Consider the following 14,071-nt stretch of genomic DNA (forward strand, 5'->3'; position numbering starts at 1 on the left):
CCCGTTCTAGCCCAACAGGCCCGAATACGTCCTGTGAACAGACACCCTGCTGCGACCTGTGGCAGGGCACGACTCTTATTGGCGTCATGAGAAAAGCCTTTACCACCTCGTTCCTGGCGGGCAGTATATTGCTCGGTGCCATGGCCCACGCGCAGACCCGCTTCCGCATAGGCCCTACCGTAGGCTATAACTTCTCTTCCTGCCGCATCGCACTCCCCGACCTGCCCGACCACCGGTCAATAAGCACCTCGTACCGCAGTGGGGCAGAAGCCGGGCTGGTGGCCCAAGTGAGTGTGTCGGACCATTTGGCGGTGCAGCCGGCTGTGCTCTACGCGCAGAAAGGCTACGGCCTGGCGCAGCAGTACTACAACGCGTCCGCTGACCATACCTTTCGCGAGGAGTACGCATTTCGGTTCGACTACTTGACCCTGCCCGTGAACTTGGTATACAGCCATCGACCCGCCGGCCGGGGGGCGCAGGTTTTTGCCGGCCCGTACGCGGGCTACTTGCTCGGCGGCACGCGCACCACCACCACCAGCGATAATTCCGGGGCGGGCAGCAAGGTCGTGGACCGCGACCGCTACGCCAATACCCCCAACGGCAAGTTCCCCTCCCGGCGCCCCGACCTGGGCTTCCAGGCCGGGGTGGGTTACGGCTTCGCCGGCGGGCTGCAAGTGCAGGCCGGCTACAGCCAAGGTGTGCGCACGGTCGGCGCCGCCTACGAGGCCTGGGGCTCCGGAACGGTTGCTCCGCCGACCTACCGCAACCACGGCTTCCAGGTCGCGGTGGCCTACCTGTTCGGGCCCAAGAGCTAGCGGGCCGGCGAACCAACGTGGACGCTTGGGCATTCGGAGTTGCTTGGCGCCCCCACAGCCCCAACAAGCGGGCCAGGCGACACGTGGCGTGGGCTTACTGCCGCTGCGACCAGCCTTGAGTCGCTAAGGCGCGCGCTGGTGGCGCAAACCAAATCTTTCGGAGCAGAGAAACGCTACCAGTTAGGGCAACCGTCTTGAAGGGAAATGAGCATCTGATTGCCAACTTCGCACTTGCCTAGAGGTGGGTCTCAAACTACTTGAGTGCCTTGCCCCGTGTCGAGTAAATGGTGTGTCCTTCCACGTAGGAAATGTACTCACGTGGATAGAAGGATGGAGCCGGCCTTGTTTGCGCATTCCATCCCATATTAGCTTCATAGCCAAAGCGTGCCCGAAAACGTGCGGTATCGGACCGGTCGTTTTTCGCGAACCGATGCTATTGATATATGAAAAGCCGGTCGTGTTGTCGTGATGACTGCCCGGCACAGTAGGGCACGACCGAGTGTATGGCTGACATATATGCAACGCACCACGAGGTTATAGTAGCTGGTTACCAGGAATTTGTATGATTCTTCAGCTGCTGCGGGTTATCAGCCCCCCGCACGGCGCTTTTCGTCCTCGGCGCCGTCGGTGCGCCGGCGGGCGGGGGCCAGCTTGTCGTTGCCGAAGCGGTAGGTGAGCGTGAGCGTGGCCACGCGCGAGTCGCCGGGCTGCCGGAACCGCTCGACGTAGTTGTTGTAGGCCGAGGTACCGCCTTCGATGTTGGTGTAAAGCACATCGGTCACGTTGAGCTTCAGCGTGGCTTTGCGGTCCCACAGGCTTTTTTGGGCTCCCAGGGTGAGCTGGCCCAGCGGGCGGGCGTTGTTGAAGCCGTACTGCTCGCGCGACTGGTAGGTGGCGTTTACGTCCAGGGTCCAGGCGCGGGGCAGGGCCACGGTGCTGGTGCTACTCAGGTTGAAGGCGAGCCGGCCCCGGTTGAGGGCCGTGCCGGCCAGGTCGCCCACAAACTGCGAGTAGTACAGCACGGCGTTGTTGTACACGTTCCAGCCTTTCAGCGGCTCCAGCGGCGCCGTCAGGGTCAGGGCGAAGTAGTGCTGCGTGGCCAGGTTCACGGGCCGGGACACGATGAGCCGGCTGGTGGCCGACTCGGGCTGCACCACCTCGATGATGGGGTGACGGGTGTTGCTGTAGCTCAAGCCGGAGCTGAATTTCTGGCGCAAGGTGTGCGTCAGTTCCAGGTTGTAGCTGGTCTGCGGCAACAAGTCGGTATTGCCCGAGCCGTAGGTGGTGGCGTCGAGGTAAATGCGGAAGGGGTTGAGCTGGCCGTAGCTGGGCCGGTCGATGCGGCGGCTGAGCGAAAACGCCAGCGTGTGCCGGTCGGAGAGCGTGCGCGTGAGGCTGCCGCTCGGAAAGAGTTGGGCATAGCGGCGGTCGAAGCCCTCGTTGCCCACGTCCTGCCGGCCGGTGGCCAGGGTTTGCTCGGCGCGCAACCCCAGTTGCAGCTTGGTCTTGGGCCAGGCTTGGGCAAAGCTCAGGTAGGCGGCTTGAATTTGCTCGTCGTATCGGAACCGGTTGGTTTGGGTGAGGTCGACGCTGGTTTGGCCGTTCTCGGTGCGGTGGAACCGCACGTCGTTGTCGGAAGCCACGTGGCTGGCTTTGGCCCCCATCTCCAGCCGGCGCTGGTGCGTCAGAGGCCATACGTAGTCGGCCTTGGCCGACTGGATGGTGAGCAGGCCGGTCTGGTCGCCCACCAAGCTGGCGGGGGCGGGCGCCGGGCCGTCGAGCACCGTGGCAAGGCCCTGTTGCCGGCGGGTGTGGTACGTGGCGTAGTTGATATCGCCCGACAGCTCGCGGGTGCCACCGGAATCGGCCGGGAAGGTGTGCCGGAAGTTGACGTTGCTGGTGAAGTTGGGCGTGGTCACGGTGCGGAAAGACTCGGAATGGGAAGCCGTGCGCAGCGCTCCGTCGGGGCCGTAGACCTGGGTGGCGTTGGTGCCCACGTTGTTGCCTGTGCGCCGCAGCCCGCTCACGGCTACGCCCAGCACCGTGCGTTCGCTCAAGCTGTAGTCAAGCCCTCCCCGGAAGTTATGGGCCTGGTTTTGCAGGCGGTTGTAGCTCAACTGGTCGGTGGTGCCGGTGGGTTGAGCCTGTTCGAAGAAGTCGCGGTGGAGGGTAAGATTGGAGTAGGTGCGCCGGTCCGAGTAATTGTAGCTGCCAAACAGGTTTACTTTTTGGCGGCGATAGTTGGCGCTCAGGCCCGTGGTGAAGCGGCCGTGCACGCCGCGGCCGTAGCCCAGGTTGGCGGTGCCGTTGGTGCCCTGGCGTTGGTCTTTCTTGAGGTTGATGGCGATGATGCCGGCACCGCCTTGAGCGTCGTATTTGGCGGGCGGGTTGGTAATTAGCTCAATACTGCGCACCTGCTCGGCGGGTAGGGCGCGGAGGTAGTCGGCCAGCTCCGAGCCCGACATTGGCTGGCGCTTGCCGTCTATCATCACCAGCAGCCCCTGCTTGCCGCGCAGGGCCAGGTTGTCGTTGGTGACCGACACGCCCGGGGCGCGGGACAGCACGTCGAGGGTGGTGTTGCCAGCGGCCAGCGTCGAGCCCTCCACGTTCACCACCGTGCGGTCGGCCTCGCGCTCAAACAGCGGCTTCTGGCCCACCACCACCACTTCCTTGAGCTTGGTGCCCTCGCTGGTTTGTAAGGCGAAGGCCGGCAGCGTGAGCCCACCAGCTGGTACCTCCAGCGGTCCCGCCCAGTAGCGCACAAACCCAACCTGGGCCGCCGACACGAGGTAGCGCCCCAGCGGCACGGCGTCGAACTGAAAGGCCCCTTTCACATCGCTGAACTCGGTTTTGACCACCACTGAATCGGCCGCGCGGTGCAGCGTGAGGGTGGCAAATTCCACGGGTGCCCCCGTTGGGGTGGCCACGGTGCCGCGCACGGCGGCAGGCGTTTGGGCCAGGGCCCAGCCCGGCGCAGCGGCCAGCCACAGCAGGACCAGGCCCCGCCCCAGCGGGTAAAGTATTGAGCAGTTCATCAGCAGAAAAGAAAAGGCGGGGTACGGTGACCGAAATGCGACCTGATGAGGCCAGGGTGCCGGCTTGGTTGGCGGGCACGTGCAGCAGGCGGCGGTACTGGTCGTCCGTAGCGAGAAATCGTAAATACCGAAGGTAATAGCCGCGGCCTCCTTGCGTTCACTGAAACGCTCCGCCTGCCAGTTCGCAGGTGCTGGAGTGTCTTAATGGACGCGAGGCAGGCGCGTTAGACATAAGTGCACGCGCGCCGCGTTGGCCCAGAATGTTGTCAGCTGGCAACTTCCTCTTAACTTGTTGCCTAACTATTTATTCTCCTTTTTTCACCCATGCAAAAACTCTTCTTACCCCTGCTGCTCGCCACTGCCGTGCTCGCGGCTCCCACGCATGCGGCGCCAAGCGCGGCGCCCTCCGCTACGGTAGCCAGCAAGCCCACGCCCGAACCCTACGTACTGCAGCCGCAGCTAAGCACGTTGGGCTGGCTCGCCAAAAAAGTGACCGGCCAGCACAACGGCACCATTCAGTTTCAAAGCGGCCAGGTGCTGGTGAAAGGCAGCCAGATTGTGGGCGGCACGTTCGTGGTCGACATGGCTTCCCTTAAGGATGAGGACCTGAGCGGGGGGATGAACGAAAAGCTGGTGGGCCACCTCAAATCCGACGACTTCTTTGGCGTGGAGAAGAACCCAACGGCCACGTTCGTCATCACGCAGGTGAAGGCGCTGAAAGGCGACGCCAGTGGCAACAACGCCACCATCACGGGCAACCTCACCATTAAAGGCAAAACCAACCCGCTCAGCTTCCCGGCTCAGGTAGGGGTGAAAAACGGCGTGGCCGCCGCCAGCGGCACAGCCACCATCGACCGCACCAAGTACGACATCCGCTACCGCTCAAAATCGTTCTTCGAGAGCATCGGCGACAAAGCCATCGAGGACAATTTTACGCTGACCTTCAACGTCATTGCCAAGGCCGACGGCGTGGCCCAGCGCTAGTATTCGTACCAACACCACCGCAACGGCTCTGCCCTGGGGTAGGCCGTTGTTGTGCATATAGGGCAGTTCCGCAACTGAAAAAAGGTGGTTATTAGCCCAATTTACAGCATCCCCTCGTCGGCAAAGCTGTAGTAGCCCTGGTCGGAATAGATGAGGTGGTCGAGGATGGGCAGGTCCAGGAAGGTGCCGGCTTCCTTGAGCTTCTTGGTGAGCTGAATATCGGCGGCGCTGGGGTTGCGGTTGCCGCTGGGGTGGTTGTGCACCAAGATGATGCTGCTGGCCAATTGCTCGAGTGCTTCCTTGAAAATCATTTTGGGGTCGGCCACGGTGCCGGCCACGCCGCCGCGGCTGATGGCGGTTTTGCGCATCACCACGTTGGCCCGGTTCAGCAGAATCACCCAGAACTCTTCGTGGGGCAGGTCCATCAGATTGGGCCGAATCAGCTGGTAGATGTCGCGCGAGCAGGTGATGGTGGTGCGCGGGGCGGCGTCGGCCTCTTTGCGGCGGCGGCCCAGCTCCAGCGCGGCCACCACCGTAATGGCCTTGGCCTCGCCAATGCCGGGGTGGCGGCAGAGCTGCTTCACGCTTTCGCGGGCCAGGGCGTTGAGGTCGTTGTTCACGCCTTGCAGCATGAGCTTGGCCACGTCCACGGCCGAGAGCTTCACGGTGCCCGAGCCCAGCAGAATGGCCAGTAGCTCGGCATCGGACAAGGCGGCGCGGCCTTTGGCCATCAGCTTTTCGCGGGGCCGGTCTTCCTCGGCCCAGCTCTTGATGCCCAGCGCGCCGGGGGGCGCATAGGGTGGGGGCGTGCCCGGCAGGGAAGGTGCAGTAGGTTCGGTCAGGCTGTCAGTTAGTTCCATGCGGCACGGGGTTGGTAGAGGGCGGAAAGTAAATTAAAATTAAAGCAAAAGGCGCCTCAGCGCGTTTAAGCAGCGAGTCCGCTTTGGCAGTAAGCCCGGCGGACCACCCGCTTCAGTTCATATTATGCGAAATCCTTTGGTGTTATGGTTGGTATTGGGGCTGGTTATTCTGGCCGAATGGTATGGGTATCAGGCTACGCGCACGCTGGCGCAGCACCTGTCGGTGGGCGGCCGGCGATGGGCGGCCATCGGCTACTGGCTGCTCACGCTGGCCGTGTGGGTGCTGGCTTTCTGGGCCGGCTCGACCCGGCAAATGGGCAATACGGTGCTGAAAAGCTATTTGATGAGTTTGCCGGTGCTTTTGCTCGCGGCCAAGCTGGTAATTCTGATTCCCTTGCTGCTGGAAGACCTCACGCGGCTGGGCCGCTGGGCTGTGGGCACGGCCACGCGGCCGGCCGGGGCGGCGGGGCAGGCCATTCCGCGCAGCGAATTCCTGGCGAAGCTGGCCGTGGGCCTGGGTGCCATCCCATTTTTCTCGCTGCTGTGGGGCATGGCCAAGGGCGCAACCGACTACCAGGTACGCCGCGTGACGCTGCATTTCCCCAACCTGCCGTCGGCCTTCGACGGCTTTAAAGTGGTGCAGATTTCCGACTTGCACACCGGCAGCTTTAGCTCAACCGAGCCGCTGCAGCGGGCGGTGGCGCTCATCAACAAGCAAAACGCCGACCTCGTGCTCATGACCGGCGACCTGGTGAACAACCGCGCCACAGAAGTAGAGCCCCACATTCCGGCACTGCAGCAAATCAAATCCGACCTGCCCATTTTCTCCAGCCTCGGCAACCACGACTACGGCGACTACGTGCAGTGGGACAGCGCCGCCCAGAAGCGCGAAAACCTGGAGCGCCTGATGCAAAACCACGCGAAAATCGGCTGGACGCTCATCAACGACGCCAGCCACACCATCACGCGGGGCACCGACAAAATCGCCATCATGGGCGTGCAAAACTGGAGCAGCCACGCCAACTTTCCCAAGCACGGCAACCTGCCCCGGGCCCACGCGGCCAGCGGCGATGCGCCGTTCAAAATCCTGCTCTCGCACGACCCCTCGCACTGGGAAGCGCAGGTGCTGCATTACCCCGACATTGACCTGACCCTGAGCGGCCACACCCACGGCATGCAGTTTGGCGTGAACCTGCCGGGCCTGAAATGGAGCCCCGTGCAGTACGTGTACAAGCAGTGGGCCGGCCTCTACGAGCAGGGCCGGCAGAAGCTGTACGTCAACACCGGGTTGGGCTATTTGGGCTATCCGGGGCGGGTGGGTTTTCTGCCCGAAATCACGCTGTTTGAGCTGCGGAGGGCATAGCTAACAGGCAGTTGAGCTGGAATAGCCGACGAGGGAATATTCAAGTTTGGCAACATACGCCTCGGCATTGCCGTAAAGCGCCTCCAACCACTTACGGTTGTTCTTAACCTTCCCTGAAATGAAAAATTCCCTCTTGATTCTCGCGGGCGCTGCTGCCCTTTCGTTGGCTTCCTGCTCGCAGGAGAAGACCACCGAAGTCAACACCGTGCCGGCCGACGGCACCATGACCACCACCACCACGACCACCACGGGCCCGATGACGGACGCCCAAATCGAAGCCCGCGCCCAGCAAATCGCGGATAAGATGGCGGCCAATATGAAAATCACGGACGAGGCCACCAAGACAAAAATCCGCACCGTGTACGTGAACCGCTACAAGCGCATCAACGACCTGCGCACCAAGTACACCACCGATACCACCGGCATGGCCGCCGCCATGCGCGACGCCAACAAGGAGCAGGACCAGGAGTTCAAGGTAATCTTCGTGGACCCCACGCAGTACCAGGCCTACGAGTCGAGCCGCTCGAGCTACTACGACGACGGCAACTACACGAGCGATAACGCCAGCATGTCGTCGATGGACAGCACTTCGTCGGGCGCAATGAGCCCCTCGAGCACCACCACTGAGACTTCTACCACGACTACCACCGATGCCGGCACCGACGCTATGGGTGCTACCAAGCTGAAGGCGAAAGCTGAGGACGGCAGCAAAATCAAGGTGAAAGAAAACGGCAAAATGAAAACCAAAGACGCCGACGGCACCAAAGTAAAAAATTAGCGATTTGGTCGATGCAATCGGCCGAACCGTCGCTGAAAAGCCCACACCTGCAACGGTGTGGGCTTTTTTTGGCTCAATGGGTTGCAACTTTGTAGTTGCGGTGTGTTTACTAAGTTGATGTCTTCTGAAGTAGTGCCTTCTGTACGTGGCGTTTGGCCCAAGCTGCGCCAGTGGCTGGGGGTGGTGGCGGCGCTGTGGCTGCTGGCCGGCACCGCCCAGGCGCAAACCCAGCAAATACGGGTGAGCGGCAGCGTGACTGCGGCCGACACGCGCCAGGCCGTGCCAGGCACTACCGTGCAGGTACAGCGCACGCGCCGCGGCGTGGTAACCAACGCCACCGGCGATTTTGCCGTGGATGCGTTACCCACCGACACCATCTTGTTTCGGGCCCTGGGCTACAAAGCTCAGCGGCTGCCGCTGGGCGGCACCGGCCTCTCGCAGCTGGTGGTGCGCATTCAGCTGGTGCGCGACAGCGTGCGCCTCGGCGAAGTGCAAGTGACCGGCGACCGGCCCGACCGTGCCATTATCAACCGGGCGCTGCGCAACATGAAGCGCCCCACGCCGCCCGTGGCGAGCGGCGCCAAGCGCCCCCCCAAGCCCAAGCCCCTGTTCGCTGTCGACTCCACCGCGCCCAAAGCGCCGGTACCCACCATTGCCAGCCCCGTCAGCCTGATTTACGAGCAGTTTTCACGCGAAGGCAAGCAGCGCCGCAAGATGGAGGAGATTGAAGCCGCGCAAAGGGCCGAAAAAGCCCGCAAGGCCCGAGCCGACTACAACAAGGCGTTTCGGGACAACCGCGGCTACGAGCCGTAGGGCGAAGCTTGGTCCGGCGGCACCTCACCCCCGGCCCCTCTCCATAAGAGAGGGGAGCCTGCTTGTCATTGCGAATGGAGCGCAGCGGAATGCGGCAATCCGTCCTCTCCCTGCGACTAGCCCTGAGATGTGGTAAAGCCCTTTGATAGAAAAAGCCGCGACTCTGCAGTAGAGTCGGGGCTTTTCACATTAATGGGCTAGTCGCTGAGACCAGGACGGATTGCTTCGCTCCGCTCGCAATGACAATTACCGTCTGGCTCCCCTCTCTTAGGGAGAGGGGCCGGGGGTGAGGTTCCACCGGCTTGGGCTTTCCCCACCGCCGAGCTCCCAGCCTGATAAACTGAACCCACTTCCAACGCTTCGCGTAAGCCCACAGTATGAAAATTGGGTATCCCTGCGTGAACGAGGCGATGGATTGCAGCGCCGCCAATACCTTTCGGCTGGCCTCGTACTCGGAGGAGCGGCTCGTTGCGGCCGTGACGGCTAACCTCGTTTGTCTGCGCCGGATGCTGGAATGGAACGTGGCCCAGGGCCTGCTCTTTTTCCGGATGGGATCGGGTATTGTGCCGTTTGGCTCGCACGAAATCAACACCTTTCCCTGGCAGACCCACTTTGCCGCCGAGTTCCGGGAAATCGGCGATTACATCAAAGCCAACAACCTGCGGGTGAGCTTTCACCCCGACCAGTTTGTGGTGCTCAATTCGCCCAGCCCCGACATTGTGCAGCGCAGCATCCAGGAGTTGGTGTACCAGGGCTCGATGCTGGACTTGATGGGACTGGACGGCACCGCCAAGCTCCAGATTCATGTGGGCGGGCTGTACGGCGAGCGGGAGCTGGCCATCAGCCGGTTTGCGGCCGTGCATTCCACCCTGCCCGGGGCCGTGAAAGCGCGCGTGGTAGTAGAAAACGACGACCGGCTGTTTCCGCTGCGCGACTGCCTGCACCTGCACGAGCTGACTGGCGTGCCCATCCTATTCGACAACTTCCACCACGAGTGCCTTAACCATGGCGAGCCCATGGACGAGGCCCTGCGGCTGGCCGCTGCCACCTGGCACCCCACCCGCGACGGCGTGCCCATGATGGACTACAGCTCGCAGGCGCTGGGCGAACGCAAAGGCAAGCACACCGACGACCTGGTCGACGAGTTGTTTCGCGAATTCCTCACCAACCTGCACGGGCTCGACATGGACCTGATGCTGGAAATTAAAAACAAGGAAGCCAGCGCCCTGCGCGCCGTGGCCATTCTGCGCGAGCTGGGGCTGAGTGCTCCGGCGCCCAACGTGCCCAGCCCGCCGCTCACCCTGCCGCCCGACCCCAACGCCCCGCCCAAAGCTAAGCGCGCCAAAAAAGAGGCCGCCCCCGGCGCAGCGGGTTCATAAGTCCTTTTCGTTCCGTTTGCTGGATTGAGCCAGCGCACCTCCCTTTCCAATTTCACCTTTTTCCACCTTAGCGAATGTCTCTCGACCACCTTAACGCTACTGTTAGCGCCCTCCGCAATGGCCTGACCAGCCTGCCCTTGGGCTCGGCCATGGACAACACCGAAACCTGGCAGCAGATGTTTCTGCAAAGCGGCGAGCCAGGCCTGCAGGACATTGCCCGCGAAATCGGCAACCTGCAGTCTTTGCTCACCAGCGGGGCCCTGAGTGCCAGGGCCATCGGCAACTGCCTCACCATGCTCGGAGACCAGACCAGCGAGGTAAGCGCAAATGTTGATGCGGAGCTGAAAAAGCCGCTGACCGAACTGGCGGATTTGCTGCGTCGGCACGGCTCAGACCTGCTGGCCCATGCCGAAAAAAGCAAGAAAAAGTAGCCCGTAACGCCAACACGCGTACTAGCCCACAAGGCAAAAGCCCAGCCCAATTAATTGGGCTGGGCTTTTTTGGGTAGTAAAAGGGCTGCGATTTAGCGTGGGATTACGTTGCTGCTGGAACTCCGGCGCGAGCGGCGCGGCACGACGTCCGTCGATTGCCGGGTGCGGCTGTCCTTAATCACGGGCTGTTCCCGCACGTCGGGCACGGCCGTGGGCGACTCTTCGGGAGTGCCCGCCGTCGAGAAGCCGCGCTCGGGCAGCAGGCGGCTGGGCTGGGCGTCGGTGCTGGTGGGGGTGCGCTGCATATCGGGCGGCCCCTGAATGGTGCTCTGGTTGAGGGCCGGGTTGACGGGGGGGACGGTGGTTTGGCCTTGTCTGCCTCCGCGCACCGGCGCCGACGGGTCGAAGGGAACGGTCTGGGCTTGTGCTGTGGCTGCCAGGAGCAGGCCGGCCAGCAAAAAGTGCGGTTTCATGGGCTTGGGAGTAAATACAAAAGCCAAAACCGGCTGCTTCCGTGGAAACAGCCGGTTTGAAACCTTACGGTATTGGTCTTCAAAAGTTTATTTCTTGGGCCGGGCCTTCATCTTGGCCTTTTTGGGTGTGGCCTTGGCTTTGGCCTTCATCGGCCGCTCGCTCATCGACGTGGTGCTGCCGCTCATTTCGCCGCTGGTGGTGCCACTCGTCGTGCCGCTGGTGGTAGTGCCCGATGTCGTGCCCATGTCGCCGGTGGTAGTGGTACCCGATGTAGTACCGCTGGTGGTACCCGAGGTGGTGCCCATCGTGGTGCTACCGGTGGTAGTGCCAGACGTGGTTCCCATTGTAGTGCCACTCGTGGTCCCGCTCGTGGTAGTGCCAGAGGTGCTGCCCATGCCACTAGTGGTAGTGCCCGTAGTAGTGCCGCTGGTGGTGGTACCCGAGGTGGTTCCGCTAGTGGTGGTTTGGGCGAAGGCCGCGCTGCTTACGCCACTGGCAACCAAGGATGCGAGCAAAATTCTGGAGAGTTTCATAGTTCGCGAGTTAGAGGTGAGGGTGCACTTAATGTATTAGATGCCAAGCGAGTCTGGTTTTGGCGTGGGTTCTTTACGGCAGCTTCTCCGGGTTTGGTTACAGAAGTTAAGAATAATTATTGAGATAATTCGATTAAGCTCAGCACTTTGGCGGGGCGAAAGTCGCTCAGGCTCTGAGCGAAGCCGGCTGGTATGCGGGGCTGAATAAGCCGGTATCAAAAAAATATGTGAATTTTCTGTAACCTTCCCGATTGGGCCCGGTGTCCACAAGCAAATACCCTCACTACTTCAGCGCATCAGGTTGGACTCGCTATCGGATAATGCATTGATGCTGCGGGTGAAAGGCGGCGACCTGGACCGGATGGGCCTGCTCTTTGAGCGCTACCACCGCCAGCTGTTCGGCTTTCTCTACCACATGCTGGGCCGGGCCGATGCCAGCGAAGACCTGGTGCAGAACGTGTTCTACCGCATGCTCAAATACCGCCACACCTTCACCGGCGACGGCGAGTTTCGCACCTGGATGTATCACCTGGCCCGCAACGTGCTGGCCGACTTCATCAAGAAAAACCGCCACGACGCCCACCACACCGACGTGGACAGCATGGCCGAGCACCTGGCCGGCGGCAGCCCCGCCGATGCCGGCCTCGAGCACGCCCAGGACGTGGCCCTGCTGCACCAAGCGCTGGGCCGGCTGCGCCCCGAAGACCGCGAAATCCTGGTCTTGAGCCGGTTTCAGGAAATGAAGTACGGCGAAATCGCCCGGGTGCTGAACACCACCGAAGGCGCCGTGAAGGTGCGCGTGCACCGCGCCATGAACGAATTGAAGGCGAGTTACCTGCGCATCGAAAATTAACTGCTAGAGCTATGAACTGTGAACGCACCAAAGAGCAATTAGTCGATTACCTGAGCAGCCAGCTGAACCCCACCGAGCAGCAGGAGCTGGCGGCCCACCTGGCCGAATGCGCCGACTGCCGCGAGGAGCTGCAGGCCGTGCAGCGGGTGTGGCAAACCATGGGCAACGTACCGGTGCCCGAGCCCAGCCCGCACGTGCGCGCCGATTTCTACGCCATGCTCAGCGCTTTTAAGCAGCAGGAGGAAGCCGCGTCCAGCTACTCGCTCAAGGGCTTGTGGCAGCGGTGGCTGGCCCTGGAAATTCCGGTGCCGCTGCTACGGCTGGTATACAGCGCCTGCCTGATAGGAGTGGGGCTAATAGGGGGCTACTGGCTCAACAACGAGCACAAGCCCGAGCGCGCCGAACAGCAGCAAATTGCAGCGCTGGCGGGCCAGGTAGGCGACATGCGGCAGATGATGCTGTTGGCGCTCATCGAAAACCCCTCGGCCACCGAGCGGCTACGGGCCGTGAGCTACACCAAGCAGCTCGACGATCCCAACGCCCGCGTGGTAAATGCCCTGCTCAGCACCCTCAATAACGACCCCAACGTGAACGTGCGCCTGGCCACACTGGAAGCGCTGGCCCCCCTGGCCCAAGACCCCACGGTGCGCCTGGGCCTGGTGCACGCCCTGGCCAACCAGGATTCGCCGCTGGTGCAAACCGCCCTGGCCGACGTGATGGTGCAGCTGCAGGAGCGCCGCTCGGTAAAGCCCCTGCGTGAGCTGCTCAAGCAGGAAAACCTGGACCAGACCGTGAAAAGTAAAATCGAACAAACCATTCAAACCCTGTCCCACGGCCGGCCCGCCGCGCCCTCAACCCCCCTCAGCCATGACCAGCCTCAACATTCGCCCCAGCCTGAGCGCCCTGCTTTTGCTGCTGTCTAGCACCGGGTGCTGGGCGCAGAGCAAAGAAGCCAAGGAGCAAATCAGCAAGGAATTTACGCTCACGGCCGATGCCGGGCGTAGCACCCTGGCCCTCTACAACATCAGCGGCTCGGTGACGGTGCAGGGCTATGCCGGCAACAAGGTGCTGGTAGAAGCCACCAAAACCATCCGGGCCGACGACGCGGCTACCTTGGAGCAGGGCAAGAAGGAAACGCAGTTGGGCTACCTGCAGCACGGCGACAGTGTGGTGGTGTACCTGAGCGGCCCCCAAGACTCGCGCCCGCACAACCGCAGCAGCGGCGACCGCATGCGCAGCTGGAGCAGCGACGACGTGCATTACCGCTACAATTATGACTTTGTGGTGAAGGTGCCCTACCAGCTCAACCTGCACGTGTCGACGGTAAACAACGGCGCCGTGCTGGTGCAGGACGTGACCGGCCCGCTGCACGTGGGCAATGTGAACGGCTCCATCACCCTCAAAAACGTGAAGGGCACCACCTGGGCCCACACCGTGAACGGCAACGTGGACGCCACCTACGCCGCCAACCCGCCCGGGGCCTCGTCCTACCACACCATCAACGGCCAGATTCGGGTGCACTACCCGGCCAACCTGGGCGCCGACATGCACTTCAAGAGCATGCACGGGGAGTTCTATACCGACTTTGCCAATACGGAAGTCCTGCCGGTGCAAGTCACCAAAAACCAGGAGGGCCGCGGCGGCGGCACCGTCTACAAGCTCACCAAGGAAACCGCCGTACGCATCGGCAAAGGCGGGCCCGACCTGCGATTCGAAACCCTCAACGGCGACGTGACCGTCTCCAAACAATAGT

At 62.2% G+C, this 14,071-nt stretch carries 14 protein-coding genes; 10 read left to right on the forward strand and 4 right to left on the reverse strand.

Translation table 11 applies throughout. From position 1 onward, the window contains the following. Positions 1 to 86 precede the first annotated feature (86 nt). Positions 87 to 815 (forward strand): porin family protein, encoded by a 729-nt coding sequence (locus LJ738_RS00840; RefSeq protein ID WP_227784432.1) that lies wholly within the window; start codon positions 87 to 89, stop codon positions 813 to 815. Between the two features lie 587 nt (positions 816 to 1,402). Here the strand turns inward: LJ738_RS00840 and LJ738_RS00850 are convergent. Further along, positions 1,403 to 3,850 (reverse strand): TonB-dependent receptor, encoded by a 2,448-nt coding sequence (locus LJ738_RS00850; protein WP_227784434.1) that lies wholly within the window; start codon positions 3,848 to 3,850, stop codon positions 1,403 to 1,405. A gap of 324 nt (positions 3,851 to 4,174) precedes the next feature. Here LJ738_RS00850 and LJ738_RS00855 point away from each other — a divergent pair, with 324 nt between their 5' ends. Beyond that, positions 4,175 to 4,834 carry a YceI family protein gene (locus tag LJ738_RS00855; RefSeq protein ID WP_227784435.1) on the forward strand — a complete coding sequence of 220 codons (660 nt, stop codon included), beginning with the start codon at positions 4,175 to 4,177 and terminating at the stop codon, positions 4,832 to 4,834. A 101-nt stretch (positions 4,835 to 4,935) separates the two neighbouring features. Here LJ738_RS00855 and radC read toward each other — a convergent pair whose 3' ends face one another. Continuing rightward, entirely contained in the window at positions 4,936 to 5,694 is a 759-nt protein-coding gene (gene radC, locus LJ738_RS00860; protein WP_227784436.1) for a RadC family protein, read from the reverse strand. Positions 5,695 to 5,818: 124 nt separating this feature from the next. Here radC and LJ738_RS00865 point away from each other — a divergent pair, with 124 nt between their 5' ends. From LJ738_RS00865 to LJ738_RS00885, 5 genes are all read left to right on the forward strand, one after another. Beyond that, entirely contained in the window at positions 5,819 to 7,057 is a 1,239-nt protein-coding gene (locus tag LJ738_RS00865) for a metallophosphoesterase (RefSeq protein ID WP_227784437.1), read from the forward strand. Between the two features lie 118 nt (positions 7,058 to 7,175). Then, complete coding sequence (locus LJ738_RS00870) at positions 7,176 to 7,835, forward strand: hypothetical protein (RefSeq protein WP_227784438.1); 660 nt, start codon at positions 7,176 to 7,178, stop codon at positions 7,833 to 7,835. Between the two features lie 117 nt (positions 7,836 to 7,952). Next, positions 7,953 to 8,648, forward strand: coding sequence for a carboxypeptidase-like regulatory domain-containing protein (locus tag LJ738_RS00875; protein WP_227784439.1), 696 nt, complete (start codon positions 7,953 to 7,955; stop codon positions 8,646 to 8,648). Between the two features lie 377 nt (positions 8,649 to 9,025). After that, positions 9,026 to 10,027, forward strand: coding sequence for a UV DNA damage repair endonuclease UvsE (uvsE, locus tag LJ738_RS00880; RefSeq protein ID WP_227784440.1), 1,002 nt, complete (start codon positions 9,026 to 9,028; stop codon positions 10,025 to 10,027). 74 nt (positions 10,028 to 10,101) lie between these two features. Continuing rightward, positions 10,102 to 10,458 (forward strand): hypothetical protein, encoded by a 357-nt coding sequence (locus LJ738_RS00885; RefSeq protein WP_227784441.1) that lies wholly within the window; start codon positions 10,102 to 10,104, stop codon positions 10,456 to 10,458. Between the two features lie 92 nt (positions 10,459 to 10,550). Here LJ738_RS00885 and LJ738_RS00890 read toward each other — a convergent pair whose 3' ends face one another. Together LJ738_RS00890 and LJ738_RS00895 are read right to left on the reverse strand one after the other, a co-directional pair. Continuing rightward, positions 10,551 to 10,931, reverse strand: coding sequence for a hypothetical protein (locus tag LJ738_RS00890; protein WP_227784442.1), 381 nt, complete (start codon positions 10,929 to 10,931; stop codon positions 10,551 to 10,553). 87 nt (positions 10,932 to 11,018) lie between these two features. Then, entirely contained in the window at positions 11,019 to 11,465 is a 447-nt protein-coding gene (locus LJ738_RS00895) for a hypothetical protein (RefSeq protein ID WP_227784443.1), read from the reverse strand. A gap of 328 nt (positions 11,466 to 11,793) precedes the next feature. On the opposite strand from LJ738_RS00895, the gene LJ738_RS00900 reads away from it, so the two are divergent. Genes LJ738_RS00900 through LJ738_RS00910 form a run of 3 tightly spaced genes read left to right on the forward strand, consistent with a single transcriptional unit; the run spans position 11,794 to position 14,070 of the window. Beyond that, entirely contained in the window at positions 11,794 to 12,318 is a 525-nt protein-coding gene (locus LJ738_RS00900) for an RNA polymerase sigma factor (RefSeq protein WP_227784528.1), read from the forward strand. Positions 12,319 to 12,329: 11 nt separating this feature from the next. Further along, complete coding sequence (locus tag LJ738_RS00905) at positions 12,330 to 13,241, forward strand: HEAT repeat domain-containing protein (protein ID WP_227784444.1); 912 nt, start codon at positions 12,330 to 12,332, stop codon at positions 13,239 to 13,241. Continuing rightward, positions 13,186 to 14,070: a DUF4097 family beta strand repeat-containing protein gene (locus LJ738_RS00910; protein ID WP_227784445.1), complete on the forward strand. Its 885-nt coding sequence runs from the start codon at positions 13,186 to 13,188 to the stop codon at positions 14,068 to 14,070. Before LJ738_RS00905 ends, LJ738_RS00910 begins: the two co-directional genes overlap by 56 nt. Position 14,071: the final 1 nt, after the last annotated feature.

This window comes from Hymenobacter plasmatis (genome assembly GCF_020711255.1).
In the GTDB taxonomy this organism is placed as follows: Bacteria; Bacteroidota; Bacteroidia; order Cytophagales; family Hymenobacteraceae; genus Hymenobacter.